This is a genomic window from Natrinema halophilum (assembly GCF_013402815.2).
Taxonomy (GTDB): domain Archaea; phylum Halobacteriota; class Halobacteria; order Halobacteriales; family Natrialbaceae; genus Natrinema; species Natrinema halophilum.
The window spans coordinates 295558-321440 of record NZ_CP084880.1; the positions used below are offsets into that span (position 1 = coordinate 295558).

The 25883-nt window shown below is 57.0% G+C and carries 25 protein-coding genes and 2 pseudogenes; 13 read left to right on the forward strand and 14 right to left on the reverse strand.

All coding sequences use genetic code 11. From position 1 onward, the window contains the following. Window positions 1-186 precede the first annotated feature (186 nt). The 3 genes and pseudogenes from HYG82_RS43210 to HYG82_RS43220 form a co-directional block, all read left to right on the forward strand. Entirely contained in the window at window positions 187-342 is a 156-nt protein-coding gene (locus tag HYG82_RS43210) for a rubrerythrin-like domain-containing protein (RefSeq protein ID WP_235217979.1), read from the forward strand. 459 nt (window positions 343-801) lie between these two features. Continuing rightward, on the forward strand, window positions 802-1095 hold the full coding sequence (locus HYG82_RS43215) for a PadR family transcriptional regulator (RefSeq protein WP_235217980.1): 294 nt from the start codon (window positions 802-804) through the stop codon (window positions 1093-1095). Between the two features lie 467 nt (window positions 1096-1562). Beyond that, window positions 1563-2030 (forward strand): annotated as a pseudogene (locus HYG82_RS43220) (IS630 family transposase); the annotation flags it as partial. 694 nt (window positions 2031-2724) lie between these two features. On the opposite strand, the gene HYG82_RS43225 reads toward HYG82_RS43220, so the two are convergent. Continuing rightward, window positions 2725-3303: a metal-dependent hydrolase gene (locus tag HYG82_RS43225; RefSeq protein ID WP_235217981.1), complete on the reverse strand. Its 579-nt coding sequence runs from the start codon at window positions 3301-3303 to the stop codon at window positions 2725-2727. A gap of 805 nt (window positions 3304-4108) precedes the next feature. Here HYG82_RS43225 and HYG82_RS43230 point away from each other — a divergent pair. Continuing rightward, window positions 4109-5767 (forward strand): MBL fold metallo-hydrolase, encoded by a 1659-nt coding sequence (locus HYG82_RS43230; RefSeq protein ID WP_235217982.1) that lies wholly within the window; start codon window positions 4109-4111, stop codon window positions 5765-5767. 42 nt (window positions 5768-5809) lie between these two features. Here HYG82_RS43230 and HYG82_RS43235 read toward each other — a convergent pair whose 3' ends face one another. Then, window positions 5810-6184 (reverse strand): winged helix-turn-helix transcriptional regulator, encoded by a 375-nt coding sequence (locus HYG82_RS43235; RefSeq protein ID WP_235217983.1) that lies wholly within the window; start codon window positions 6182-6184, stop codon window positions 5810-5812. A gap of 192 nt (window positions 6185-6376) precedes the next feature. Between HYG82_RS43235 and HYG82_RS43240 the strand changes: the two genes are divergently transcribed. Both HYG82_RS43240 and HYG82_RS43245 read left to right on the forward strand, forming a co-directional pair. After that, on the forward strand, window positions 6377-7408 hold the full coding sequence (locus tag HYG82_RS43240) for an NAD(P)/FAD-dependent oxidoreductase (protein WP_235217984.1): 1032 nt from the start codon (window positions 6377-6379) through the stop codon (window positions 7406-7408). Window positions 7409-7609: 201 nt separating this feature from the next. Then, complete coding sequence (locus HYG82_RS43245; protein ID WP_235217985.1) at window positions 7610-8380, forward strand: alpha/beta fold hydrolase; 771 nt, start codon at window positions 7610-7612, stop codon at window positions 8378-8380. On the opposite strand, the gene HYG82_RS43250 is transcribed toward HYG82_RS43245, so the two are convergent. After that, complete coding sequence (locus tag HYG82_RS43250) at window positions 8377-9804, reverse strand: FAD-dependent oxidoreductase (protein ID WP_235217986.1); 1428 nt, start codon at window positions 9802-9804, stop codon at window positions 8377-8379. The two genes, HYG82_RS43245 and HYG82_RS43250, sit on opposite strands and share 4 nt — an antisense overlap. Before the next feature lie 328 nt (window positions 9805-10132). Further along, complete coding sequence (locus HYG82_RS43255; protein ID WP_235217987.1) at window positions 10133-10396, reverse strand: MarR family transcriptional regulator; 264 nt, start codon at window positions 10394-10396, stop codon at window positions 10133-10135. Between the two features lie 110 nt (window positions 10397-10506). Here HYG82_RS43255 and HYG82_RS43260 point away from each other — a divergent pair, with 110 nt between their 5' ends. Continuing rightward, window positions 10507-10953, forward strand: coding sequence for a hypothetical protein (locus HYG82_RS43260; protein WP_343233120.1), 447 nt, complete (start codon window positions 10507-10509; stop codon window positions 10951-10953). A gap of 42 nt (window positions 10954-10995) precedes the next feature. Continuing rightward, window positions 10996-11455 (forward strand): annotated as a pseudogene (locus HYG82_RS43265) (carboxymuconolactone decarboxylase family protein); the annotation flags it as partial. 195 nt (window positions 11456-11650) lie between these two features. On the opposite strand, the gene HYG82_RS43270 reads toward HYG82_RS43265, so the two are convergent. The 3 genes from HYG82_RS43270 to HYG82_RS43280 all read right to left on the reverse strand — a co-directional run bounded on the left by HYG82_RS43270 (window position 11651) and on the right by HYG82_RS43280 (window position 13225). Continuing rightward, window positions 11651-12118, reverse strand: coding sequence for a calcium-binding protein (locus HYG82_RS43270; RefSeq protein ID WP_235217988.1), 468 nt, complete (start codon window positions 12116-12118; stop codon window positions 11651-11653). Continuing rightward, entirely contained in the window at window positions 12105-12587 is a 483-nt protein-coding gene (locus tag HYG82_RS43275; protein WP_235217989.1) for a calcium-binding protein, read from the reverse strand. The genes HYG82_RS43270 and HYG82_RS43275 overlap by 14 nt, the downstream gene beginning before the upstream one ends. A 317-nt stretch (window positions 12588-12904) precedes the next feature. Next, window positions 12905-13225, reverse strand: coding sequence for a hypothetical protein (locus HYG82_RS43280; RefSeq protein ID WP_235217990.1), 321 nt, complete (start codon window positions 13223-13225; stop codon window positions 12905-12907). A gap of 102 nt (window positions 13226-13327) precedes the next feature. Here HYG82_RS43280 and HYG82_RS43285 point away from each other — a divergent pair, with 102 nt between their 5' ends. The 4 genes from HYG82_RS43285 to HYG82_RS43300 all read left to right on the forward strand — a co-directional run bounded on the left by HYG82_RS43285 (window position 13328) and on the right by HYG82_RS43300 (window position 17928). After that, complete coding sequence (locus tag HYG82_RS43285; RefSeq protein WP_425495433.1) at window positions 13328-14641, forward strand: YncE family protein; 1314 nt, start codon at window positions 13328-13330, stop codon at window positions 14639-14641. Between the two features lie 1051 nt (window positions 14642-15692). Then, entirely contained in the window at window positions 15693-15836 is a 144-nt protein-coding gene (locus tag HYG82_RS43290) for a rubrerythrin-like domain-containing protein (RefSeq protein WP_235217991.1), read from the forward strand. A 215-nt stretch (window positions 15837-16051) separates the two neighbouring features. Then, window positions 16052-17278, forward strand: coding sequence for a molybdopterin molybdotransferase MoeA (locus tag HYG82_RS43295; RefSeq protein ID WP_235217992.1), 1227 nt, complete (start codon window positions 16052-16054; stop codon window positions 17276-17278). Beyond that, window positions 17275-17928 carry a nucleotidyltransferase family protein gene (locus tag HYG82_RS43300; RefSeq protein ID WP_235217993.1) on the forward strand — a complete coding sequence of 218 codons (654 nt, stop codon included), beginning with the start codon at window positions 17275-17277 and terminating at the stop codon, window positions 17926-17928. Before HYG82_RS43295 ends, HYG82_RS43300 begins: the two co-directional genes overlap by 4 nt. 78 nt (window positions 17929-18006) lie before the next feature. Here the strand turns inward: HYG82_RS43300 and HYG82_RS43305 are convergent, their stop codons facing one another. Both HYG82_RS43305 and HYG82_RS43310 read right to left on the reverse strand, forming a co-directional pair. Then, window positions 18007-18816, reverse strand: a complete 810-nt coding sequence (locus HYG82_RS43305) for a hypothetical protein (protein WP_235217994.1) — start codon at window positions 18814-18816, stop codon at window positions 18007-18009. Window positions 18817-18935: 119 nt separating this feature from the next. After that, on the reverse strand, window positions 18936-19124 hold the full coding sequence (locus HYG82_RS43310; protein WP_235217995.1) for a 30S ribosomal protein S17e: 189 nt from the start codon (window positions 19122-19124) through the stop codon (window positions 18936-18938). A 460-nt stretch (window positions 19125-19584) separates the two neighbouring features. On the opposite strand from HYG82_RS43310, the gene HYG82_RS43315 reads away from it, so the two are divergent. Then, window positions 19585-19842: a DUF7979 domain-containing protein gene (locus HYG82_RS43315; protein WP_235217996.1), complete on the forward strand. Its 258-nt coding sequence runs from the start codon at window positions 19585-19587 to the stop codon at window positions 19840-19842. 118 nt (window positions 19843-19960) lie between these two features. Here HYG82_RS43315 and HYG82_RS43320 read toward each other — a convergent pair whose 3' ends face one another. From HYG82_RS43320 to HYG82_RS43340, 5 genes are all read right to left on the reverse strand, one after another. Further along, a complete protein-coding gene (locus HYG82_RS43320) occupies window positions 19961-20953 on the reverse strand; it encodes a DUF8073 domain-containing protein (protein WP_235217997.1) in 993 nt (330 codons plus the stop codon). 162 nt (window positions 20954-21115) lie between these two features. Then, window positions 21116-21298 (reverse strand): 30S ribosomal protein S17e, encoded by a 183-nt coding sequence (locus tag HYG82_RS43325; RefSeq protein ID WP_235217998.1) that lies wholly within the window; start codon window positions 21296-21298, stop codon window positions 21116-21118. 196 nt (window positions 21299-21494) lie between these two features. Further along, on the reverse strand, window positions 21495-23285 hold the full coding sequence (locus HYG82_RS43330; RefSeq protein WP_235217999.1) for an archaea-specific SMC-related protein: 1791 nt from the start codon (window positions 23283-23285) through the stop codon (window positions 21495-21497). Next, on the reverse strand, window positions 23282-23932 hold the full coding sequence (rdfA, locus tag HYG82_RS43335) for a rod-determining factor RdfA (protein WP_235218000.1): 651 nt from the start codon (window positions 23930-23932) through the stop codon (window positions 23282-23284). The genes HYG82_RS43330 and rdfA overlap by 4 nt, the downstream gene beginning before the upstream one ends. 504 nt (window positions 23933-24436) lie before the next feature. Continuing rightward, on the reverse strand, window positions 24437-25735 hold the full coding sequence (locus HYG82_RS43340; protein WP_235218001.1) for an amidohydrolase family protein: 1299 nt from the start codon (window positions 25733-25735) through the stop codon (window positions 24437-24439). Window positions 25736-25883: the final 148 nt, after the last annotated feature.

The window sequence follows — 25883 nt, forward strand, 5'->3', positions numbered from 1 at the left end:
GAGTGTGTTCGTCTCTGTTCGCTTGAATCTCCGTTCTGTCGAAGAAATTCACACATATGTCACACCGGGGGATGGGAAGTGGGCCACATCGAGTAAGACCGTATCTTTTGTATGGGATTTCTTCACCCTGGACCAATAGCTACAAACCGCGATTCATATTTATGACTGGGACTCGAAGACAAGAATATGCCACACGATCAAGACGTTGAAGGCGACACCTCTGAAATATCGTCCGAGTACGAGTGCCTTCAGTGTGGGAGGATAGTCAAGGCTGAGACGAATCCAGGCGAGTGCGAGGAGTGTGGTGGTGACTTCCAGAACCGTGCGAAATCGGTTGAATAGGGTTCTCCCTTCTTCTCACATAGTTGAGGAGCCCCTGTAAAACTGAACCATATGGTTCGAACCGTAGTCGAATCCGGCAGTATGAGTTCGGTCTGGCCTTCATCTCGTCCAGCCTCGTGCCTCTCGGAGCGTGTGAGGGGATGAGCACGCCCGCAGGAACATTTTCGAAAACGAGACGTAGACGGCATCAGTCGTGCTACCGAGCGTGGTTTGTATCTTCGAGTATCGGCTGCTTCCCCAAGCTCACGGGTCGGGGCAGCTGCCTCGAACCGCCTGTGAATACGCGGAATTCAGCCGGAAACTGGGAAGTGTGAACGACGGCGATACTCCGCTCCGAATTTCTCGTATCGGTTCGAATGGATAGTTACTCTCTTTCTGATGTTATATTTGTACCGCCCCACAATCACTTCCGTTACCAATATCCGATATATTTATTAACCGATAGTACGAATTATCTATATGTACGATCTCACAGGCTTCCAGCGCGACCTGTTGTACGTGATCGCCGGCCAAGACGAGCCCCACGGGCTCGCCATCAAGGAAGAACTCGAAAACTACTACGAGAAGGATATCCAACACGGGCGACTCTATCCGAACCTCGACGAGATAGTCGATAAGGGCCTCGTGGAAAAAGGAGAACTCGATCGTCGGACGAATTACTATACGGTCACTGCCCGTGGCCGGCGGGAACTCGAGGCTCGACGGGAATGGGAAGATCAGTATGTCAGCGACAAGTTGTCTGATGTAGTCTAACGTGTCTGTGTCCACCGGGACCTGACCGTCGGTACGAGGAGCGGCCTGTAATCGCGACTCGATGCCCATACTACTGTATGGAAGTAAATTAATATTTATAAGTATAATCGTAAGGATAGGGGATATCAGTCGACGAGATGACGGGCGATACCGGAACCTGTTGTGACTGGACGATGTGGTCGTCACTGGATCTATCATCGTCACCGGGGTACCGTGAGTGTCGGGCAGTGACCGTTGCAATTATTTCCCGCAGTCATGGTCGTCAGGTTCCAGTCGCAGATCGGCTTGCTTGACGGATTTTGACTATCAAAAGCGGGTTCGACCGCGACAGTCGAACTAACGTGGGCTCTTTCTCGACTCGTAGAGGACAGGTACTGGCATTTTCGTCTGAACGACCTGAGACCCAATGATAACGTGTACGTCATTAACCGTTAGAACTTTCTGCTCACTAGTCTTCGAGAGCAACTATGGACCATCTTGATGATATCTCTATCGAGGAATTGCAAGATGCACTTGCGGATGTAGAGAGGAAAAAGCCGACTGAACGGCTGCTAGCAGCGATTGCCTTCAAAAACGGCGTTTCACAGACTGAACTAGCTGAGTGGTACGGTGTTCAACGACGAACGATCTATAGTTGGCTCAAGCGACTGGACACAAATGAGCCGCTTGAACAGGCTGTTGCTGATGATCATCGACCTGGCAGAAAACGGAAATTATCAGAAGAACAGCAGAGTGAATTCGAACAGGTTGTCCACGAGTCGCCGAAGAACGTTAGCCTTGACGCGGCTTCATGGACGCCAAAACTGGTCCAGCAGTATCTTGAGGAAACATACGACGTCGAATACTCGATTCCGAGCTGTCGGCGGTTGCTAAAAGAAGCAGGGTTGACGTATCAGCGATCCCGTCGTGTGGCCACCGAAGCTAATTCTGGCGAATCACACGACGATGACACAGAGCCTGGCGGGAAATGGACGACACAGTAGTCGTACTGCGAACACCGATACCATCGCAATTCGAGTGGTTTATTATAACGAACAAGGTGAATACCCACACAGTTAAGCCTGGGACGATTCAAATCGCACGTCCAAGGAGTGAAGTACCTCGGGGACGAGACCCGAGGCTTCACCGGTTGTCTGTGTCGTCCAGAAACGGACGAACAGACGCAGGCGAATGTAATTCCCCTCGACCGTCCCGAGATGGGCCGGTTGGAAGTAACACCCGAAACCCTCGTTGTGTCCGCGAGGGCCGGTCGCTCCACCACGACCCGACAATTCTCGTCTCACCAAGCCAAAGATAGGGGTTTAGAGGAGTCGCATTTCCAAACCGAATCTCAGCCAGCAGTGGATTATAGTTTGAATCCATTTTTGTTGTATCTTCTGACTGTAATCACACCATCAAACGACATTTGTTAGATATTCCGACGGGCATCACCCTTACGGTCAAATCGTTCGACAATCTTTGATTTCCAGTCGACACCAAGGCACTCGCCCTGCCCCGCCTGCAGACTGCAAATCATACTATCCCAACTGCAGCTGGAATTCCGGTGCATTCAGGCGGTAGTAGGTATCGACCCAGATCGGTTATCGGAGTCGAAATACGGCAATTGTTCACGACCTGAACCCGATGGGGTTACCCTGAATGACCGCTGGAGAGACGGTTCGTAATCACATCTTTGCCAGGACAGCCATCGTATATCCAAACTACCATCATGACGAAAAGCGGAACGATCTGGGAAATAACGAACAGAACACCAATCGGGGTGAAAATGTATGCAATCGACTCATTCAGGTAGTATAGTATCGTCTCGAGAAACCCACCGTGGGTGGTCATCGGAACTGGAACAAGAGGCCAGAATAGAAATCCAAGCGAAACGTCCATCTCCAGGATAGATAGCGGGGAAAAAACGTCCGTAAAGAGGTGTGAGAGATAGCCGATTACCCATGCAGCCCCGACCTCCGGTTGACCGTACCGGCCAGCGATCATCATCCCGACTAGCAAGAGTGGGCCAACGAAGAAGAACGAATGGCCCAATGACCGACCGGGAATAATCGCCAGCGTCCATGCAAGCGGTTTGTCGACGAGGTCCGGAAACTGTGTCGCTACGGCGAGCGCAATCGCACCTCGGCCGGTAGGCGGTCGACGAAGCAGGGCGTGAGTCGATATCGAATAGAGGAGATAGCCGACTGCAAGATGTCCCCAGGGCCACATTATTTGTTCATGCCTCGAGTCGACGCTCGTACGTACCGTTTGCTCTCTCTACTGAGACACGCACCTGATTTCGAGAAGTCTACAGTGACTTCACTCCGTTGTCTGGCTGGTATTTCCATTACACTTCCTCTATGATCGCGTCGCTGGTTTCTACGGATCTACCGTCCGAGGATACGCATGCCGCCATCTGTATTCAGAAGCATACATGGTTACTTTTTAAATATATTTTCGGTATAAAGACTGCACTGGAATCGAGGAAGCAAATGGCTACTTTCGAGGCGGCTGATACGACTGTGACGGAATATGACTTGATTTGAAAGTAGTTGAGGATTCGAACGAGCCATGGCAGGAACTGGCCGAATCAACGCCTGTTGAGATTGGAACCGCTAGGAGTCATGTTCGGAGAACGTGATTCCTCCAGGTGCCCTCGCTGACACAGGAACCTCCGTATCTGCTCACGGGCGCGAAGCGCTCGTTCGCATGGTCCATGAGACCTTCGCTCTCGCGCTACCTGCAAAGAACGACGGCGATCGCTGCGGGTGAGTGGGGGAGCTCACCTGAGGAAGGCGGCCAGTAGGCGAGTTTTGCGAGGGTTTCTCTCCCCATTATACTCGGCAAGGCATCGAAAATGTCCTGTTCGTCAGTAACTCGCCAGCCGGGGAAATTTCCAGTAAGTGGCACAAGAAGCCCAGACTTCGTTATCCAAACGAAGGACAGCCAAAGAAACAGCTGCATAACGTGTCAGATATTCCTATTATAATTCTATAGAAAATAAACTTAAAACAGTATGTGTTGCTCTAAATAAATGGAAGTATCATTCCAACATGCAAATCCCTTTCGAGGTAACGAGTCGTACGTACTTCGGTTCGCCGACAACGTACGCAATCAGACAGCGTGTATCCTGGTCGATGCTGGCACTGGGGTTGAGGTAGAATCCCTACTCGACTCGAGTTCCGACGACTATCTTGCAGCTGTTTTACTGACACACGCCCACGTCGACCACTATAGCACACTTGCAGAAAACATCGTTCATCAGGCGCCCGTCTACGCGGCGTCGGATACCGCAGCGATTCTTCCCGAAGTCTTCGCAGTCGGAACGGACCATTACGACCTCGAAAATACCGACGCCGTCCTCGATGCCGTCGAACCGATCGATGGCTGGGAACAAGTGACTGCCGATATTCGCGTCCGGCCGATTCCGGCCGGACATGCTCCTGGGGCTGCTGGCTTTTGCATCCAATTCGACGATTGTGGCGAGTCCCATACGCTTCTCGCAACTGGTGACTTCACCTGCCGACGAGCAGCAGGCTATCCGGGTCTGGAGACGGCTCCTTCCATCGACGTCGATGGGATTTTTCTGACAGGAACGACAGCAAATGATCTCGAGACAACGCTTACTGACGCCGTTGGGACGATCCTCACGCGCGCACAGGCCGGATCGACGACGCTGGTCACGACGAGCGGCCTAACCGGCGTTCATCTCGCTTATCTGCTCGCCAACGCCGGAGAGCAATACGATATCGACGTTCCAATTTCCCTCGTCGGCCACGTTGCAAAACTCGCCACCCGCCTCGAGTACGATCATGATGCCCTCGAATTCGTTCCAGAATTCCACCACTCCGACCGCTGTCTGGCTTCTGGTCAGATCACAATCGCTGGACCCGAAGTACCGGTCGATGGGAGCGCACGCCGACTGTTCCAGGCGATCCGCGAGGACGCAGGTGCGACACTCGTTCAAGTTACGAACGGTGGACCAGATCCGGTTTCGAGTGCTCCCTGTACGGTTTACGAATTCACTATCAAAAACCACCCGACCAAGGAAACGATCGACGAGGTAGTCGACGCCCTCTCGCCGACGCAGATCGTGATCGTCCATCAGACCGGTTCGAACGCGGACCGTTACAAGGACCAGTACGACAGTTTCGTCTGGGCGACGGACGACGACGAGATTCATACGCTCTACGACGATGGATGGCAACCTCCGCCATGGGTTACCGAAGCGACGAGACAGCGCGTTCGTACCCGGAGCGGACAACGTCGGAAACAACTCGTCGGCGATTCTGTTTCCGGGCTCGAACTCTCGTTCCCGCGGGTCGAGCGTGCGTCGGACGTCGATCTCGAGGCAGAGGGGCTGAATGTCACGACATTGCACGATCGACTCGCCAACCCATCGGCTGAATTCTCTGCGAACGCGTCTTCGTCGGAATCACTCTCAGAAATGGACGTGCTGGAACCGGAGCGAGAGACGACAGACGATACGACTACGGACGGCAGGCTCCAAGCGATCCTCGATCGGTTAGACGGTATCGAACGGTCGATTTCGACCGCCCAGACGGAAGTGGCCGCACAGGTCGTGGATGCCGGTGACGAGAGTACGCTACTTCGTGTCCACGACCCAACTGTCTTCGAAGACGCCACTCATGGTGACACGGTGACGATCGCGGTCGTTAGCGAAAACGAATGAGCTCCCAGGGAATTACAGTTAAGTGGGATGTAACGCGCGATTTCACACGACTGAGCTCTGTTGGTCAGTTGCATCTGTGAGGTGCGTTTCCCCCCACTCCGCCATTTCCTGAATAACTGGCTCGAGCGATTTTCCGAGTTCGGTGAGCGAATATTCGACGCGAACCGGTTTTTCGCTGACGATCTCTCTATCGATCAACTGTTTCTCTTCCAAGTCCTCTAACACGTCTGAGAGTACCTTACTCGAGATGCCCCCGACTTCCGTCTTCAGGGCGTTAAAGCCCAGCGGTCCGTTGGCGAGCAACCGGTGGAGAATTACGGTGTGCCACTTCTTTCCGATCAACGTCGCGGTGGACGTAATAGGACACCAGTCTTCGCCTGTACACCACACTTCCAGTCGCTGTGATGACTCGGTCATATCGGACGGTCGCACTGGAGCCACATATAGTTACCTCCTGTAACTACATTACGTATGGTAGTCGGTGGGGGTTTTTTGACGGCTGTACTTTTTAGTGAGAAAAAGACCATTACCTTCGGGTAACCTGATAACCCGGTAGTTTGCTAACGTTTATGCCTAACGAGGGGTAACCCCATTACTGTTAGTTACTATATGACGGCAGCCAATACACCCGAAGACGCTGACCGGTACGAGGTCGCCGTTGTCGGCGGTGGTCCGGCCGGCCTCACGACTGCGCTCTACGCGACGCGACTCGGCCACGAGACCGCTGTCTTCGATCGTGGCGGTGGTCGCGCCGCCATGATGCAGGACACGCACAACGTTATCGGCATCCCCGAATCCGTCTCCGGAAACGAGTTCCTCGAGACGGCCGCCGAACAGATTCGATCCTACGGTGCCGACTACCGACGGGAGTTCGTGACCGGGATCGAGCGCCGGGACGGATCGTTCGTCCTCGAGACGGCTGACGAATCTGCCGTCGCGGAGCGCGTCGTCCTCGCGACCGGGTTTTCCGACGGTCGCCCCGACCCCCCGTTACCCCGAACAGGTCGGGGCCTGCACTACTGTCTCCACTGTGATGCATACATGTTCGTCGATGAACCGGTGTACGTGATGGGCCACGGTGAGAGCGCGGCTCACGTCGCGATGATTATGCTCAACTTCACCGACGACGTCGACCTGTTGCTCCGCGGCGACGAGCCCACGTGGAGCGACGAGACGGCGACGATGTTGGAACATCATCCCGTCGATATCATTCCCGAAGACGTTACCGGCGTTCGGAACGGCGACGACGGCTGGCTCGAAGCGCTGGAATTCGAAGACGGCACCGATCGCGAGTACAAAGGCGGCTTCGCGATGTACGGTTCCGAATACAACAACGGACTGGCGGCGTCACTCGGTGCGGACCTCACGGGAGACGGTACGATCGACGTCGATGATCACGGACGGACATCGGTCGACGGCCTGTACGCAGTCGGCGATCTGGTGCCGGGACACAACCAGATCCCGGTCGCGATGGGCCAGGGTGCGAAAGCGGGAATCGCGGTTCACAAGGACCTCCGCGAGTTCCCGAAGTCCGTCGCGGAACTCGAGACTGAAGGTTCCGTGTCTCCGAGCGACGTTCCCGCGATGGCTGATAGTCTGCGAAGTCGGGCGAACGAGCATTCATCGGCGGAGAGCGATTGAGCGGTCCCCTGAACGGGCCGCAGTGCCATCGGTGATGCCGAGTACACTCCCGTCGTCCACTCTGGACTTTGTTATCCCCGTCTATCGCTCGCTGAACGTCGCCATCCATTGGTCGCCGAACGGCCGTTCAGGAGCGATAGCCGTTTTCCCGAGTGTTTTACCCTCTCGCTAATAATCATCCCCCAAAACGTAGCAACGGCCATGGAGTCGCCGGAACCGGATCGTCGAACCCTCATCCTCGGCGCAACGTCACTGGCTACGGGAAGCTTTTTTGCTGGCTGTCTCGGCGGGTCCGACGAACCGGCACCGAACGGGACGACGGATAGCGCCGATGACGAGGAGCCAACGGAACCGGACGAGTCGACCGATACGAACGAATCGACCGATACGGACGGCGACGACCGAGAGTCGACGGAATCCATCGACGGACTCACGTTCGGCAGCGACGATGCATCGTGCGGCATCGTCTTCGTCCCACAGATCAACATGGACCGAACGAGTTGGACGGACCAGGCTAAGGCGCTCGCCGGAGGCGAGCGATTCGGGCTCGCGATCGATCCCGAAGATGATCGTCCGACGGCGATTCGAAACGCAATAGACTCTCTCCGGTCGACCGTGGGCGTCGACCACGTCGTCCTCGTCGGGGCGAGCATCGGCGCCGAAGCCGCGGTCGTTGCCGCCGCAGAAGCCAGCGACGACGTCGACGGGCTAGTCGCGCTCTCTCCAGGCGGCGGGACAGGCCGCGCGTCCGAGCTCCGGGCGCGGTCGCTGTTCGTCGTGGCGGAGAACGACGACGACAGATTCGTCGAGACGACGCAGATACTCCACGAAAACGCACCCGATCCGACGCGACTCGAGGTGCTTCCGGGTGGCGCTCACGGCCAGCGGCTGTTCGACACCGACCGCGGCGACGCCCTCCAGAACTGGATCGACGAACTGATCGAAACGGTATGTACCGCAAACGACGGCTAGTCGGTCGATTCCTGCAACGTTCCGGAAAGAACCTTCGCGGCCACGAGTACCGGATCCCACGTGGAGTTAAACGGCGGCGCGTACGCGAGATCGTAGTTCTCCACGTCGGAGACGGTGGCTCTCTCCTCGAGTGCGGCGACGACTGCGTGACTTCGATGAACCGCACCTTCGCCGTACTCGCTCGCGAGGCTCGCGCCGAGGACGCGTCCGGAGTCGCGGTCGGCCGTTAGTGTGATGGTGATGGTTCCCCCCTCGGGATAGTACCCGGCACGGGATTTCGCCGTCACCGTTTCGCTAACGGGATCGAACCCGGCTTCGCGAGCTGCGTCGTGGTCGACGATACCTGTTCGCGCAGCCTCGACGTCGAAGGCCTTGACTGCGGCCGTGCCGGCGATGTCGCCACCTTTCGACGGCCTGCCGGTAACGGTTTCACCCACCGCGCGGCCGTGGCGATTGGCGGTCAACGCGAGCGGGACGTACGCCGGCTCACCCGTGACGACGTGAGTGGACTCGGCGCAGTCTCCCGCGGCATACACGTCGGGAACGTTCGTCTCACGATACGCGTCTGTGGCGATTGCACCGGTCTCGCCGAGGTCGATTCCGGCTCTCTCTGCGAGCGCCGTTCGGGGGCGAACGCCGGTTCCAAGCAGGACCATCTCGACGTCGATTCGCTCTGAAGCGGTGACGACGGCGCCGACACGCTTTCCGCCCGAAACCGCCTGCACCTCTGCACCAAGGTGAAGGACGACGTCCTGCTCTTCGAGGTGGTCGGCGACGTGTTCGCTCGTCTCTTCGCTGAACCCCTTCAGTACGCGATCCCCACGCTGGAATAGGTGCACCTCGAACCCGTTTTCGGCCAGTGCCTCCGCCATTTCGATGCCGATGTAGCCACCGCCGACGACGCCGACTGGACCGGTACAGTTCTCGAGATACCGACAGGCTGGCCCGCGATCCGGCTGCTGAAGCGATTCGCCGCCGCGCGCTCGAGCGACGTACTCGCGGAGTTCCTTTCCATCGCTCATCGACCCGAGCGTGAACACGCCGTCGCGGTCGGTTCCGTCGATCGGCGGGATCACCGCCGCCGAACCGGTCGCGATCAACAGGTGATCGTACGGCTGGACGACCGTCCCCGACTCGTGTTCGGCGGTAACGGTTCGGGCGTCGGTATCGATTTGGACGACCTCGTGTCCCGTCCTGAGATCGATGTCGCGGTCCTCGCGAAATTCCTCGGGGGTCACCGAGACGAGCGCCTCGAGCGATTGTATCTCCCCTTTGACGTAATACGGGAGTCCACACGCACCGTAGGAGACCCACTCCCCCATTTCGAACACGACGACCTCGCGGTCCGGATCTTCGCGCTTTGCCTTGCTCGCTGCGGACATCCCTGCTGCGTCGCCACCGACGACGACGAATGGATCGGTCATACCGGTCAGTAGTCCGTTACTATCATAATATCTAACCGGTCGTGTACGCGCGATACCAGAGCGTCGGTCGTCCGTGGTCGTCTCCCCCGTGGCGTTGCAACGACGAAATTACGACGTTCGGTCCGGTTTGCGTGTTGCCTCCCCGGAAATCGAGCACTTCGAGTACTTCGTTTCCCACACTACGCCGGCGAGAGTCCCGATTCCCTTCCTGAACGCTTCGCTGCGCCTGCGAGGGATCTCGACGAAATGGGCCTGGAACGACTACCTGCGGCGACTTCCGCTCTTCCCTGTCCATCCCCGGAGGCTTGCCCGTCGTGCCCGATAGCTGTCATTCGCTGACGCGTGCAATCTCGTCGGCCGCTATCGATTCGGAAATCGAATAGAGCGTTTTTCTCGCGTCGCGAAACGACACGCGCTCGTGGAGTAGATCGGCTTCGCGAAGATTACCGATCGCGTACCGGACCGTCCGCTTGCTCAACAGGGACTCGTCTGCGATCTGACTCTGCGTCATCGTGCCGTTTACCTCGAGTACTTTGTAGACGAGTTTCGCACTGGGTGAGAGTTCGTATAGCTGATCGCTGGTGTGGTTCATGTGTTACCTCTCGATTGCACGGATGGTATCCGTTTTCCGGTGCTGCATCGCATGTACACGACCGACGTTTCGATCGGACACCATTTAAATAATATGAGTATATATCTCGGTTGGTCAGAAGTCAGATATCGGATCAAACACCGCTATCACGCCAGATCGAGTACGAATTCGTCGATTCGCTCGAGCAGGTCGTCGAAGGTCGGTCGATCAGCGGGGTGGTTCCCCGCGATGACGTACTCGATCGTCGGCTGCGGACCGGACGAACCGAACTGTCGGGGAACATTTCGTTAAACCAGGAACTGACCGTCATCAAGCGGGTCAACGAGTGGATCGATGCGGGCCACCTCCCCGAAAGCGAGTTTTCGAAGACCGCCATCCGACGGCTCACGATGGAACGGACGTACCACTGCTCGACGAAAGTCGACCGCAGCCCGACGTTCATCCGAGAGTTGATGGCCCTCGGCGAAGAGCACGCGGCCGCCTTTCTCGAGGCTGGCCCACCCGATGAGAGCGAGTACACCGTTTCGGAACCCCACCACAGCCCAGCAACCCGATGACCGATTTCCATCCAGAACGATCACTAACCGAAACACCGAACCATGTCACGACTTCTATTACTCGAACTTGACGACATCCCAGCGGAGTACCACCACCTGCTCACTGACGACTATCTCGGTGATCGCCACATCTTCCGTGCGTGGGCACACACCCCGAGGTCCTCGAGGCCACGCTCGAGTACATGAACACCCTCTACAACCAGCTCGGTCAGCGACGAAAGGAGCTGGTCATCCTCACGTCGCTCGGGCGCGTCAGGCCCGATACGAGTGGCACCAGCACGTCGACATCGCCCGTGAAAAAGGCGTCACGCTCGATGAGATGCGCGCGATCGGCGGCGACGATTTTTCACCGTTCGACGACGCCGAGTTCGTCCTCATCCAGTACGCTCGAGCCGTCGAATCTGGAACGGTGACTGACCGGATTCACGACGCGCTCGCCCGGGAGTATTCGCCGGCGGAGATCGTCGCTGCCGGCCTGCTCATCGATTTCTACGTCGGCCTGGTACCGATTACGGCGGTATGGGCGATGAAATGAGAATCACCGCGGGCAAACAGGTCCCAGTTGCTCGGTTCCGGCGCCTCGAGCCTGCAGTCGGTCTCAGTCTCGGTCGGTTGTCCGGTCGCGCTCGGTTGTCGGGCTCGTTTTCGTTCCTCTCTGCCTGGTGAATGCAATGGGCAAAAATAGGTGGCTACAGCGTCAGTCGAGCGATGTGCTGAGGAGGTTGAGACGAGAGCTGAACATCGACGCCGCTTCGGAAAGCGTCTCCGTATCCCCCTCGTCGAACGTCCCGTCTCGAAGAAACAGGAACGTCGTGAGGCCGGCCGTTTCGGTGCCCCTGTCGTACCGGATCACGTGACCGTTCCAGTTGTCCGGCTGGCTAATTACGTCCACCATTTCGCCGTCGACTTCGAGCAAGTCGACGGTGGTACTCTGCTGGAGCCGCGAGAGAACCTCGAAATTCGTGTCCGGCCAGTAGGAATACGAGTATACCAGCACCTCCTCGTCTTCTTGTGCGGTCGCGGAGCCAGCCGCACCGAGTGTCACGGCACTCCCAGCGAGTGCCCCTTTTGTGGCCAGCGAACGTCTCGAACCAACGTGTTCGTGGGTCCGTTCCTGCCCGCTGTCCGTTTCGTGTGCGTCTTCTCCGGAATCAGTTGCTGTCATTGTTGTCAGTCGTCTCGCCGTTACCATTGCCGTTTCCAGCCACACTGAGCGACGTACTCAACAGATTCAACTCCGAACTAAACATCGATGCGTCCCCGCTCGTCGAACCGGTATCGCCGCTGCTCAGCACCGCGTCCCTGAGGAACAGGAAGGTGGTGACACCGGCTGCTCCACCCCTCGTCTCGTATCGGATGACGTGCCCGTTCCAGTCGTCGGGCTGACTGATCTCGTCGACTAACTCACCGTCGACTTCCAGTACGTTGACAGTCGCAGTCTGCTCGAGTCGAGCGACGACGGTGAACTCCGCCCCCGGAAAGTAGTCGTACGAAAAAACCAGTCCCTGTTCGTCTTGCTGGGCGGACGCTGTCCCGGTCGTAGCGGCGGTTCCGAGTGCGATAGCGCTTGCTGCAAGCGCGCCCTTTTTTATAAACGTGCGACGTGAGTCGCCGTCACTGTCCTGTTGGCCCATTATTGCTCTCCAGTCTCTTCGTGAGACAGTACTCTTTGCGACCGGCCACCAATTAAACTGAGACTATCGTCTCATTCCAAACTATTGGTACTAATTTGGGAAATAACGGATGAAATCAGCCGGCTGCATCTATTTGAGCGCAAAACGTTCGACCCGCTCCCCCCGTCGTTCGCTATGTCGGTAAGTGCCTGTATCCGCCGATAAACTTACTAATACCCGTCAATTTGCCTGTAAACAGGGTAGCTGAGATTGTTCTCCGCCGATTATTTCAACGAAGTCGATTTGCAGCGGGAGCAACAGTCCCCTCGGCGCTGCGTTCACGGCCTTCCCAATGCAGCGGCGAACGAACGCGAGCAGCGGCAGCGAGTACGCGATCTGAACCCGTAAATCGCGACGAAGTTCACGACTGCCTCGAGCGGCAACCCGACGGCACCGACGAAACCCACCACGACAATTGCCACGATCGTGACCGAAGCGATCGTCGGCGGATCGCCGAGCGATGCGCTCTCGTCACTCGCCCCGCGGCTGAACAATCCGGAGCTACCGAGACAGCCTGCTACGGCGGTGAGACCGATGCCCCTGGTAGCGCCGATGACGCGCCGTCTCGAGATGCCGTGGTTTGGCCGTTCCCCTGGCATGGGTAGCAAACGGACCGCAGACCCAACAACTCGACGTTGGCTGTGTGTGGCCGACGCACAAGCGCGATTCAGTATTTAGTACTGCTCGCCCAAGGTCCGAGTGTGACTCGTCACGAAGACAGGGAACCCAAAAGCGATGCCGGCAGGGCCCGAATGAATCCGAACCCGACGGACCCGTTCCGAAACGGGATCGATCGGCGGCGAGTGCTGCAATCGTCGGCAACGATCGGAGCGACCGCTACCCTGTCGGGTTGCCTCTCGGAGTCGGACGGACAGCGAGCGCCGACGGTGTACGTCTTCAACAACGGTGATCGAACGCTGAGCATAATCGACGCCACGACCGACGAACTGATCGAGACAGTCCACATCGGAACGACCGCCTCATTCCCGGCCAATCAGTACGGTACCGGCATCGATTCGGCGTCCGAGGCGCTCTGGCTCAACGTATCCGGCGGCGTCAAAGCCCTCGATCAGCACACGTTAGAGGAAATCGCAGCGATCGAAACCGGCTTCGGTCCGAACTATCCCAATCTGACGCCTGACGGTGCCCATTTACTCGTTGCTGCCGGCGGAACGACGACCCTCGAATCCGATCCACCCGATCCCGATGATCACGTTCTCGTCCGCATCGATGCCGATCGCGAGAGCGATACGTTCGGCGAGGTTACGGGAGAGATCGAGGTTGGCTACAGCGGCCCGTGTGATATGACACTCGGTCCCGACGGTGCGTACGGATTCGTCGCAGACATCGCAAACGAGACGTTGACCGTTCTTCGCGTCGATCCGTTCGAAATTGCCACTCGAATCGACGTGGGAGAGCCCACAGGAGACGGAAACGTACTCCCGTTCATGTGCACCGCATCGTTCGACGGCGATCGCCTCCTGGTCGAAAACGGCGAGGGTGAACTCGGCTCCGATCCGGAAATCCCGCGCGAAGGGTCAGAAAGTATCTGGAACATTTCCGATCCCGAGACGCCGGTCGAACTCGAGCGGATCACCCGCGACGACGGATTATCGGCGCCACCGATCACGAGCGAAGTCGATCCGTCCACCGACGCGGCGTTTCTCTTCACTCCCGGCATCGAGGCCGTCACGGTGATCGATCTCGAAGAGCAGGCCGTCGACCGTGAAATCGCTATCGGCGGCAGCGCGATCGCGGGAGCGTGGGGCCCTGCTCGGGAAACGTTGTACGTACCGGTTCAGACGGCAAACCACGTCGCCGTCATCGACCCCGATCAGCGAGCGGTCCGTACGACTATCGATACTGGAGAGTCTCCGACCGGTGCCGTCGGTGGAATGGTTCGACCCGAGACGTCCGCCAGCCAACGAATGCGGAGTTCGCTGGCATCACTCGGCCTCCCGGTGGGGGACCGGGAATCGACGGTTTGTCCAGATGATAACTGCTATTGTGGTTAACGGGACGATCTGCACGTGGGACGTTTCGCTGTCAATTACCGCGGCCAAATGAACCAGCCGACCGTCCCAACCAGATAGTGACGCCTTCATTCGTCCTGCGTGATGCCGGCCGTCTAGCCGATCGATGGTTACAAATCAGTTATCTCGTCCTCTCGACTTGCTCTGTTCACACTTCGGTCGAGATACTACTCGGATGACCTCGAACAGGCCGTTCGTACGGCTCGTGGCCGACGCCGCCTTTCGACGTGTTATTTCGAGCCACAACTAATATATAAAACATTTCTCATTTGACAGAGATGTAACCGCCGCCGATAGCATCGACGAAGTCGAGACGGGGAATCGAGTCAGAATCGAAACAGAAGGCCCGGACAAGTCCCAGACGGGATTGTTTTCGCCGTATCCATCGCCTGCCATAGATATCTAGCATCGTATGTGAAGCGGAATGTGGATTAGAATATTGGTATAAAGGAACAAGACAACTCTGTTCGATAATCCGACTTTCATCTGGCCGAAGAGAATCACAAATACAAATCTGCGATATGCGGTCGTATACGGCAAACATTCGTTGCCTGCGCCCTCTTACAATGTTCGACACGCGACTGGCCGGGAACCAATATTGTACAATTATCTCAATTTTATAAGTTAGTATATTTTATAAAATTCTGGTAGTTATTGTGGGTGTGCTTGAATGAACATTCATATATTTGTAGAGGTTCGGTGGTGTCGGGTTCGAAACAGATGTCGGGAACCCACCTCGAGAGCCAAGCGGTGCCGTTCGCTCACACCGGTCCATCTGTACCAGATACGAATCGGGTCTCGTCGATCGCCTCGAGTACACGACGAACGCTATCGTGCTGTGAGACGCTGGAAATCGGCTCTCGTTTACAGATCGCTCGTGGAACATTACTGTGGGATCGGGAGATAAAGGTCGTCTCGGACAGCATTTGCTTCAATTTGCCACACGATGACGCGAGTGGCACGCTTCCAGACGAAAATGCCACCGTGACACAGCGACCGACGTATTAAATAGATCCCTGCTTTTTTTCCGTTGATGTTCGACGCTCAAGACAACCCTCGAACGGAGTCCACGTACGAATGCTTGCAGTGCGGTGAAATCACACAGGCGATGTCCCACCCCGGGTCCTGCTCGGAGTGTGGCGGCGACATTCAGAATCGAGCGAATTCTCTCGAATAGCAGCCGCCTTGATGACCGGCAGTCGTTACGTCCGGGAGGTCGAAGACTGCGGCAAGGTACGTATCGTTGTTCCACTAACGGGGTTTGTGCCGAGGGGAGTACGTCTGGGGCTTTGGGGCTTTGACGACCGGGGAAGCGGGGCTCGATGTCGCCGTCACAACACGTCTGACTGAGTGATGGACAACGTTTTAGTGACCATCGGGAAAGGCATGTACATGGGAGGCGACCACGAGGATCTTGTCTGGCGTCGAAATATTCTGGAGCAAGTACTGACTGTTCGACAGGAGGTTGCATCCACCGTTGGGACAGAAACAGTCCCCATCGACTCGATTTCGGGGCGAACAATAGCCGAACCTGTCGTTGCCGACCGAGATATGCCGGAACACGACTTCGCGACCATGGACGGGTTCGCATTCGATGCGACGGACCCATATCCGTTGACCGTCGTCGAAGGGGAAGTCTATCCGGAAAATAAACCATCGGCGCTCGAATCGGGCGAAGCGATCCGCGTTGCGACGGGCGCACCAATTCCAGAGGCGGCGAACGCGGTGTTGAAACGGGAAGATGCAACCGTCGAAGACGGTTTGCTCCATGGAACCGACATTTCGCCGGGAACGTACACGTACGAACGTGGCGGGAACGTCAGTGAAGGTGACGTCCTCTTCGAACGAGGCGATCGTCTCTCGGCCAAAGATGCGATTCTCCTCGGTGACCTCGGAAAATCACGCGTCGACGTCACCGAAACCGTTTCGACGGGGGTTCTTGCGACGGGAACGGAGATCCACGAGGGCCGATCGCGCGACCTCGATTCACCTATGTTGTCCGGTCTCGTCCGCTCGTGGGGACACGAAGCGACCTACGAGGGAACCGTCCCGGACGAGTACGATCGAATCGAATCGTCGATCGAAGAACTCGCGACGGAATACGACGTCGTCATCACGACGGGAGGGACGAGCGTCGGGCACAAGGATCACGTCATCCGAGCGTTAGAGTCGCTCGGATCGGTCGTCTTCCACCGTGTTCGACTTCGACCCGGCAAGCCCATCGCGCTTGCTCGATTACCCGACCACGATGCGATCGTCTTCGCCATCCCGGGGAAACCGATCGGCGCGCATACTGTCGCCACGCTCGTGATGCGGCCGTTCTTCACTGGCGAAACGTCGATACCGACGGTGCCTGCGTCCATGGAACGAGCGGTCTCTCTCGGGCCCGACGGCTTCGAATACGCGATTCCCGTGACCCTCTCTACGAACGCTGGTGATCGTCGGGCCATGCCGCTCGGTCACAGTGATTCGCCCCTGCAGGTATACGACGACCGGTTCGATCCGAGCGTCCTCTCTTCGAGCACCCGTGCGAGTCAAGCGGACGGCATCGTTATCACTCGAACGGCGCTCGAGGCCGACGAGAACGTCGAGGTCGTTCCGTATTCGGCAATCGAATGACGCGGGAGGACCTTCCGGTCGTCGACCCGCCACCGGTCGACGAGATCGAACGGGACGGCTCCGTTCACGGCGTCGTTCTGGCGGCAGGGACGAGCGATCGATACGGGTCGAAGAACAAATTACTCGAAACGATCGACGGAACCCCGTTGATTCGGCACGCAGTCGCGACGCTCGTCGAATCCAGCGCCGCGCCGGTCACTGTCGTTCTGGGATACGATCGAGAACGCGTTCGAAGGGTGCTCAGCGAGTACGACGTGGACTATCAGTACAACGAGTCCTACGAGAACGGCCAGAGCACCTCGGTTCGAACGGGAATTTCGGCCGCTCGCGAGCGCGATTCGGATGCTGTCGTCTTTGCGCTCGGTGACATGCCGGCGGTATCCCCGACTACGGTCGATCTGCTCGTTTCCGCTTATCAATCGGGGTGTGGCTCGGTACTCACCGCTGGCTACGACGGAACGCGGGGAAATCCGGTATTGTTCGACTCGCGGCATTTCGACTCTCTCGGTTCCGTATCGGGTGACGTCGGCGGACGGACCGTGCTCCGAAACGCGTCAGATGCAGCTATCGTCGAAACTGGCGACCCGGGCGTTCTTCGGGACGTCGACCGTCCGGGCGACCGAGAACGAATGGACTCCGGCCCGAAATAGCCGACAGGGGACTCCGATGAGTAACGGAGTATGCGGTGACAGTATCGAACGAAGCCCGAACCGTAAACGTGGGACAGTTCAGTGGTTTTTCGCTTCTGTTTCGTCCGCGACGTACAGGCTTCGACGAAGGAGAAGCGGCATGAGCGATTCTTTTCCCATCACTTCCGTTTCTGGATCCGCCGCGTCATTATCGTAACGCTTGACTCGGTACGTGTCGAGTTCGTTCCGGTTTTCGGTGACGCATTCGAGCACTTCGAGGACGTCACCGGTCATCTCGTCTCGATAGGTCGTTCCGATTTCGATACCAATGACGGGGACGTCTGCCGGCCAATCCCAGTTGAAGTTGCGGGCGTACTGACCGAACTGCCAGACGAGATGATCCAAATCGGTGTCGTCGGTTACCTCTACTGCCAGTTGTTCGAGCTTTCGATCCCAGTAGTCGATCACGCAGGCTTTGAGGTCGTCCTGCAAGGTGTTTTCGACCAACCGTTTCTCGATGGGGTATCCGATTTCGATACCGACGATAGCGTGATGATCGAGATGGGTGAGACAGCGTTGGCATTCCATCTCGTACACGGGGATGTCGATCGGGTTTTCGACGGACAGATGTGCCATTTCTTTGCCACAGTTGGGACACCAGAGGAACAACACCTGATTATCGACCGTGGTCAGTTCGTCGAATACGGTTAAATCATCGAAGGCTTTCTCTTCAGGTGCCGGTTCGGATTCGATCGATTCCGCGTTCGGTGCAGTAGCGTGTGCGTATTGAGCCAACTCGTGGTCCTTAAGTAGCGACTTGATGACCGAATCATGAGATGAGTGCGATTCCTCATCCTGTATCTTTTCTAATTGCTTCTTCGTCCAGTCGCGTATTCTGATTGTGGCCATACCATATACGCTCCGTACAATCGTGGTTAATTGTTTCTACTGTTCGCTCTAACGGGGCTAGTATGAGAGTGACAGATTCGAACAGCCGTGATCGAATGGGCACATCTCCGGCGATTTGTTCATTGAGCGTTATCAGTCCGCTCTCGAGTGACGTACCCGGCGATTCGGTTGCGTATCCGTTTCGATTCGACGTCGGTTAATTTCTCGACCCGATTTTTGTTTTCCTCGAAGTCAGACGAGAAACCCTCGGGATATCGTTCGAGAAGCGTGTTTCCGACGTTGATGATGTTTTCTGAATCGGCTGCCATTTTCGAATGTGTCTGTGTGTGCCAAACACAATAACGTTTGCCAAGTAGTCAATAAATTTTGATTTACGGTGATAGTGTATCGGCCAACGTCGTTTGCTACGGCGTACGCTTCGGGGTTGAGACAGCGGTGTCGCGACTGTCGCTATCGCTTCGCGGCGAAACGTGGCCGTCACCGTCATGAGTACGTGCAACCATAGGCGTCGTTGAATGTCATTGCACGCCCTGATCGCGAATTCGCAGCCAGCGCCCATTCGCTGGCCGCAGCAGTGAGAGCGGTGGCTCCACCGTTTCAACGACTACTATCGCCTGTCAAGTGAGGGCCACCCGTGTATACATCCTATATACAGATGGTTCACAGGGTGTATACTTGTGGGTATTCTCCCGACATTCTACTGACCATACCAGTTCCCTGCCGTGACCGATGTCGATATATTGATTACGGATGGGAGACTGAAGTTGAATGGTAGCAGTTAGCATGCAATCGCGACTTACAGTAACCAGGATCGAATCGATTCCCTCGTCGGTGAATGTCCGCCACATCGACGAACTCTCCACGAGGGCCAAAGAATATCTCTATCGGGTCGTATGTGAGGACGGTCAGATAGCGGTCGATGCGGATGTGAAAGCGGAGCTCGCCCGGTGCGACGTCGTCAAATTCACCGACTATTACCGTATCTCGGTTGTCGAACCGCATGCGAGCGGTCACGTTACTGCCTAGACGTTCTTCTCTGACTCGTCGAACACGGTGGACGGGTACGTTTACGCGCACACTCGAGTGGGTTAGCGAGATCGGTATCTGGGGTCGCCGAGTGATGTGAGCGGGGAGTGAACCAGCGTCAGGCCCGGGAAGGCGCTTCGTTCCGTATACATTCTTCCACCTCTGAAATGCTGATATCGCAGCGAGAGTTGGTGAGTCGACCGGTAACGAACGAAATGACACCTAACTCGTTCAGTACCCGTCGTGTCTGGTCGTGATCCAGATCGAGCGCCCGTTTGACTTCGGAGACCGTTCTAGAACGATTGAGTATCTCCGTTAGATCCGCCACGGTCAGGTTTCGCGGCACACCGACTCCGTCAGCGATGAGCGATTCCTCCTCGTCGAGATCCGTATCGGCCAAAATCTCGGCGACGGACCGTTCACCGAACCCCGACTGTGATGCATCATCTGCGGGCGATTCAGCGTCTCTGTCGCCCGACGACGACGAAGACTCGTCCTCTGTTGAAGACGCGGTCTCCGTTCCGACTGTTGACGATTGCGGTCCATCGGTATTCGTCGTTACATCGTCCGCGCTCTCCGATTCAGTATCGTCGATAGTTTGATCGTCCGATTCGTCGGCTGACTCGTCTGGATCATGGATACCGTATTTTACCATGTATCGCCGTACGGTTTCAGACGTCACGTCGACTCCCAGCGCGTCGGTCATTTTGGGGAAGGAGTCGTACTGTTCATACACCGTTTCGAGGACGTCCGGGTCTTTGTACGGCGGTGTACTAGCAGGCGTCGCGAACGCTTCGGCCGATTTCACACTCCGTGGAAGGGACCCAGACTGATGCGTCTCGAGTGTTCTATCACCGCTGCCGGCGGGGATGGAGAATTCGAGAGTGACGTCGACGTGTCCGTCAGTTAAATTTTCCTCGGCTGCCTGAACCGTCACATCGTCGCTCAATCTCCCGCCGTCGATCACCGGGACACCGACCTGGACGCGCGCAGTAACCGTTTCCGTGTCGCCGTCCGTTTCGGCGAGGGCTACACTCCGTACTTTTTTGTCAGTCTGCTCGAGATCTGCGAGAATCTCGGCAAACTCCCCAATCGCGGCGCTAACCACCATACTGTCTTGTTACCCAATAACATACAACTGTGTGGGGGTACCGGTAATTTTTTCCTGAATAGAATGATACCGGACGTTCCACGCCTTCCAGCGGGCAGACCTGTGAATGAATACGCGACGACGGCCGACTGGAGAAGTGGGGATACGAGTCGATTCGCTGCGTCAATGCGACTGCTTTTGCCGGGTGATGTATCCGGCGATGCGGTTTCGGAGCCGATTCGAACTGACGTAGGTCATGTTTTGGACGACTTCCTTGTTTGCGCTAAATTCGGTCGAAAACGCGTCCGGATACTGCTTGAGAAGCCGATTGCCGATATTCATTACGTCGTCTGGATCAGAGGTCATTTTCAGCCTACATTCAGCCGAGGTGGGGTTAAAGTCTTCGTTTGCGGTGGCTATCGTCGGTTTTCGGACTCGGAGGCGGAACCGTAGTCGATCGCCTCAGTCGGAACGACGGTTCTCACCGCGATCTGGTTCGGCATCCGGCACCGTTTCGACTCAGCGGGTCAGCTGCGAATATATAGTGAACGCTGCGTGGATACTAGTCGGCGTCGATAGCGTCGCGGCTTGCCACCGACCACGATGTCGGATCGATAGTCCGACCGTCACTGGTCGTGTGTTCCGGATACGTGGTGAAAACGAGGTACTCGGTTCGTTTGTCGAGGTACTCGACGAGCGTTTGCAGATTTTCGTCCGCGAGGCTTCCAACACCATCCACGAGCAGTATCGGCACCGCCTCGTCGACGTCGAACGATTCGTATCCCGCGAGTGCGGCAATGAAGCCGATCAGTTCGAGTTCACCTTCGCTGAGCGCCTCGAGGTTCGCTTCGCGGCCTTCCCGTGCCACGACCAGATCGAACCCGCCGGTCAGATGTGCTGATTCGAACCCGGTTTCGAACCGTTCGCTGATTTCCCGGATCGAGTCGCTAAATTCGTCGCGCGCCTGCTGTTTGATCTCCTGCTTTCGATTTCTGAGTTCCTCGATCTCTCGTTGAATCTCTTCTCGCTCCGCTTCCAGGGTTTCGATCTGATCGGCGCGCGATTCGAGTTCGTCGAGTTCGGTGCGTGCATCTTTAAGCTCCGCTTTCCGGTACTTGATTTCGCTTTCTACGTCCGCAATCGCATCGACCGTTTCGTCGACCATCTCGCTGAGGGTTTCGACGCGCTCGTCTGCGCTTTCGAAGCGGTCGCGGGCCTCCTCGAGACTTTGCTTTCGATCGGCGAGCTTTTCCTCGAGATCCTCGATTTCCCCCTCTAAGTCTCGTTTCCGCCGCCGCGCCTGAGCACGCTCTTCCCGTCGCGCCTCGAGTTTTTCGACCTGATCACGGCGTGTTTTGAGCTGGGCGCGTTTCTCGGTGATTTTCTCCCCGAGCGCGTCGAGCCGATTCTCGAGGTCGGATCGGGACACCGTCGAATCGCAGGTCCAGCAGACGACCGAGTCGCCGGAGAGTTCTCGGTTGACGGTAGTAATGAGGTCCAGGTGATCCTCTTCGAGAACCAGTTCGTTGGCCGAGTAGACGTTCTGCAACATCTCCAGTGCTCGGTTTACTTCCTGGCGCTTCTCGCGTGCGTCTTCGAGTTCGGATTCGACGGTGTCATCTTCGTCGATATCGATGCTCTCGAGTTCAGAGCGGCGGTCCTCGAGGCGGTTTTCGACGCGCTCGATCGTCTGATCCAGGCGTTCGAGCTGGCTTTTCGCTTGGCTGCGGTTTGCCTGTGCCTGACTCAATTCGCTTTGCACGGACGTGGATTGCTCTTCGGAGCCGGACGCGTTGGAAAACTCCTCACGTCGGTCGTGGAGGTCTTCGATTTCGGTTTCGAGTTGCGTCACGCGCTCTTGAAGACCGGGGAGTCGCTTCCGTGCTTCTTTCGCCTGCGCTAACTCAGAATCGATTCCTTCGCGCTCGCTTTTGAGATCCGCGATCTGGACGTCGATGTTCTGGAAATCGAGCGGACGAAGCAAGACCTCTTCCAGGTTCTTTCCCTCCCGAACGGCCCGCCGGATCTCGTTTTGCTCGCCGAGACACGCAAACAACGAGGTTCGGGCGATGTCGTATTCGGTCTCGAGATAGGGGGTTCCGTCGACGTCCACCACGCCGTTAGATCGGCTGAGGTCGACTGAAACTGTTTTTTCCGGCGTTTGAAGGTAGACGCTTCCATGATCTTTTCCTTCTGTGAGCGTTGCTGCCGTTCCGAGGCCTGTTTTGATCGCTTCGATGAAACTCGACTTCCCTTGCCAGTTCGAGCCCTTGACCGCGTTCAGTCCGGGCTCGAGTTCTGCACTCCCCTCGTAAATTCCGGCGATGTTCTCGATTTCGATTTTCCAGGTCATGATTCTGTTTGTGTTCCGCCGATCGTCTCTCGGTGCTGCTCGCAAACGTACCCGCGTTCGAGTGCCACATCGAGTGGGACTCGTGTGGGACACTCGTCACACCGCAATTGTATCTGGACCTCGACGGTGGACGACGCCGTTCCGTCGAGTTCTCCTTTGGCCGCCAGCGAAGCGAGTGCTTCGTCGACTTTTTCGCCAACGATATTCTGTGCGACGGAAATGCTGTTACGTTCCCAGTCCGTGCGTGCGTCCGACTGCTCCTTTTTCCCGCCGAGACATTCGTTCAAGTGGGTTCGCATCGTCCCCCACGAAACCATGTCGTCCAGCAACTGTTCGCCATCGATTCCCGCCGTCGAGAGCCGCTCGATGAACTCTTCGCGGACCAGTTCGTCATCGGCTGAAAGTGCTTCGTAATCGGCATCGATCTGCGTGTCGAGTGCCCCTCGCCCGTGTTCGTCGTAAACGCGTTTCAAGAGTCGCTTGTTGAACCACTCGGTCAGCGTCCGATATCCGACTTCGGTGTGTCCGCTCGCTCCTGTCCACCGTGCGAGAAGACCCTCGTTCAGCGATTCGTGTCGGGGATCGGCCGTCTCGAGGTCGTACTGATCGATCGTTGCGTCGACCTTGCAGCCGTCACCAGTGGACATCTATCGATACTATTCGTCGTAATCTAATAAGCCTGACTATGCGTCCACCCCACGTGTACGACCACAAGTTGCCTCTCGTTTGGCACTCATCGGCGATGGTCGTTGCCCATCATTGGCACACTTTGTGTCGGGGGACTCCATCTGATTCACACCCTAAGGGTGTACATAGCATCAGGGAAGTGTGGCTCAATCGACTACAGAATAATATACACCCTAAGGGTGTGAACTGACGCCTCAGTCCGGATCGGGCGACCAGACACCTCGAGGACGGCGTCGTCACGTTTTCGGGCCGTACTCAGAGCGGGAACGCTCGAAGGCGAGGTGGCGGCGTCGTACCGGCGCGTCGTTACGGAGTAGCGTCTCGGTGCCCGTCAGAAACCGGCATCGTTTCTCGGGGGAGTGCTTGACGATGTGTACTCACAGTACACCCAGTATTTTCCATCTGTATTCGACGATCGGAGAGGAGAAGACGCTGACGAGCCGTGTCGCCGCGTGTCGGTTCGTCTAAAGCCGGTCCCAGAGTGCGGCACTCGCGGCCCCGACGGCTTCCATGTCTTCAGCGTCGATGCCGCGGACACCGTCGCCGCGTTCGTAGACGGTGTCTCCATCTACAATCGTCCGAGTGACGTCGGCCTGACTCGCTGCGCTGACGACGTAGTAGGGAGCACTTTCGGGGAGAACCGGATTCGGTCCGAGATCCAGCGTCACGAAGTCGCCTCGCTTCCCCTCCTCGATACTACCGATTCGGTCTTCCATACCCATCACAGTTGCACTCCCGATCGTCGCCCACTCGAGGGCGACTGCATTGTCGAATCCGCTAGGATTGGTCTGTTTCAACTTGTGGATACCGACGGCTGTCCGCATCGTCTCGAACATATCGGGGTCCCATCCATCCCCACCGATGCCGATCGTCACGTCTTCTTCCTGCATTTTTTCGACGTTCGCGATGCCGACTGCGTTGTTCGTATTCGAGTACGGGTTGTGTGCGACGGCAACGTCGTTCTCGCCGAGTATTTCGATCTCTTCGTCGGTCGCGTGCACGCAGTGTGCCGCGATGACGTCGGCGTCGAAGAATCCCATCGATTCGAGGGCGGGAACCGGTCGCTCGCCGTACTCCTCGATGGACTTGTGAACGTCGACCAATCCCTCTTCGAGGTGAATCTGGATTGGTCGGTCGTCGGCCGTCGCCCGATCGACGCACTCTTCGACGATCTCTTCCGGATTGGTAAACAGCGTGTGGAGGCAGTAGTGGCCGGTAACGCGATCGTATTGCTCTTCCGTTTCCTCGATGAATCGTTGATTCTCGTCGATTCCTGCCAGCGCTTCGTCGCGGGAGTTTCGCGCCGTCGTCTCGAACGCGATCATGCCGCGGATCGGGGTCTGAGCGACACCCTCTGCGACGGCGTCCATCGCTCCCGGCAGCGTGTTCGGACCGGAGTAATTGTCGCAGAACGCGGTCACGCCGCTCTCGAGCATTTCCTTGCACGATCCGAGCGCCGAGAGTCGTGCGTCCTCCATTGTGAACGCTTCATCGACTTCCCACCAGATATCGACCAGTGCCTCGTAGAAGCTCTGTGGCGACACCGAAAGCGGGGCGCCCCGAATCGGCAGCGCGTACATATGCGTGTGGCAGTTTATCAGGCCGGGAATGACGACTTCGGAACGGGCATCGACGACGTCGTCACCGGATGCGTATCCGTCGGCGATGTCGACGATTTCGCCGTCTTCGACGACGACGTGTACCTCTTCTCTGACCTCGCGCTCGTCGTTCATCGTGACGAGCGTACCAGCATTGAGTATCACAACATGTGAATCTCTATCAACCACTAAAAAACTATCTCCGATCCCCCTCTCCGAACCGGATCGGTCCCTGTGAAGTCTGACTGCACGGACCGGGTACAGCCGCCGAGTACGACCCGGTGGCGACTCACTACACGCAGATACACTCGGA

Bases quoted from the DNA above. Each gene is read 5' to 3' on its own strand.
- HYG82_RS43210 (WP_235217979.1), top strand. From the start codon at position 187: ATGCCACACGATCAAGACGTTGAAGGCGACACCTCTGAAATATCGTCC.
- HYG82_RS43215 (WP_235217980.1), top strand. From the start codon at position 802: ATGTACGATCTCACAGGCTTCCAGCGCGACCTGTTGTACGTGATCGCC.
- HYG82_RS43225 (WP_235217981.1), bottom strand. From the start codon at position 3,303: ATGTGGCCCTGGGGACATCTTGCAGTCGGCTATCTCCTCTATTCGATA.
- HYG82_RS43230 (WP_235217982.1), top strand. From the start codon at position 4,109: ATGGAAGTATCATTCCAACATGCAAATCCCTTTCGAGGTAACGAGTCG.
- HYG82_RS43235 (WP_235217983.1), bottom strand. From the start codon at position 6,184: ATGACCGAGTCATCACAGCGACTGGAAGTGTGGTGTACAGGCGAAGAC.
- HYG82_RS43240 (WP_235217984.1), top strand. From the start codon at position 6,377: ATGACGGCAGCCAATACACCCGAAGACGCTGACCGGTACGAGGTCGCC.
- HYG82_RS43245 (WP_235217985.1), top strand. From the start codon at position 7,610: ATGGAGTCGCCGGAACCGGATCGTCGAACCCTCATCCTCGGCGCAACG.
- HYG82_RS43250 (WP_235217986.1), bottom strand. From the start codon at position 9,804: ATGACCGATCCATTCGTCGTCGTCGGTGGCGACGCAGCAGGGATGTCC.
- HYG82_RS43255 (WP_235217987.1), bottom strand. From the start codon at position 10,396: ATGAACCACACCAGCGATCAGCTATACGAACTCTCACCCAGTGCGAAA.
- HYG82_RS43270 (WP_235217988.1), bottom strand. From the start codon at position 12,118: ATGACAGCAACTGATTCCGGAGAAGACGCACACGAAACGGACAGCGGG.
- HYG82_RS43275 (WP_235217989.1), bottom strand. From the start codon at position 12,587: ATGGGCCAACAGGACAGTGACGGCGACTCACGTCGCACGTTTATAAAA.
- HYG82_RS43280 (WP_235217990.1), bottom strand. From the start codon at position 13,225: ATGCCAGGGGAACGGCCAAACCACGGCATCTCGAGACGGCGCGTCATC.
- HYG82_RS43290 (WP_235217991.1), top strand. From the start codon at position 15,693: ATGTTCGACGCTCAAGACAACCCTCGAACGGAGTCCACGTACGAATGC.
- HYG82_RS43295 (WP_235217992.1), top strand. From the start codon at position 16,052: ATGGGAGGCGACCACGAGGATCTTGTCTGGCGTCGAAATATTCTGGAG.
- HYG82_RS43300 (WP_235217993.1), top strand. From the start codon at position 17,275: ATGACGCGGGAGGACCTTCCGGTCGTCGACCCGCCACCGGTCGACGAG.
- HYG82_RS43305 (WP_235217994.1), bottom strand. From the start codon at position 18,816: ATGGCCACAATCAGAATACGCGACTGGACGAAGAAGCAATTAGAAAAG.
- HYG82_RS43310 (WP_235217995.1), bottom strand. From the start codon at position 19,124: ATGGCAGCCGATTCAGAAAACATCATCAACGTCGGAAACACGCTTCTC.
- HYG82_RS43315 (WP_235217996.1), top strand. From the start codon at position 19,585: ATGGTAGCAGTTAGCATGCAATCGCGACTTACAGTAACCAGGATCGAA.
- HYG82_RS43320 (WP_235217997.1), bottom strand. From the start codon at position 20,953: ATGGTGGTTAGCGCCGCGATTGGGGAGTTTGCCGAGATTCTCGCAGAT.
- HYG82_RS43325 (WP_235217998.1), bottom strand. From the start codon at position 21,298: ATGACCTCTGATCCAGACGACGTAATGAATATCGGCAATCGGCTTCTC.
- HYG82_RS43330 (WP_235217999.1), bottom strand. From the start codon at position 23,285: ATGACCTGGAAAATCGAAATCGAGAACATCGCCGGAATTTACGAGGGG.
- rdfA (WP_235218000.1), bottom strand. From the start codon at position 23,932: ATGTCCACTGGTGACGGCTGCAAGGTCGACGCAACGATCGATCAGTAC.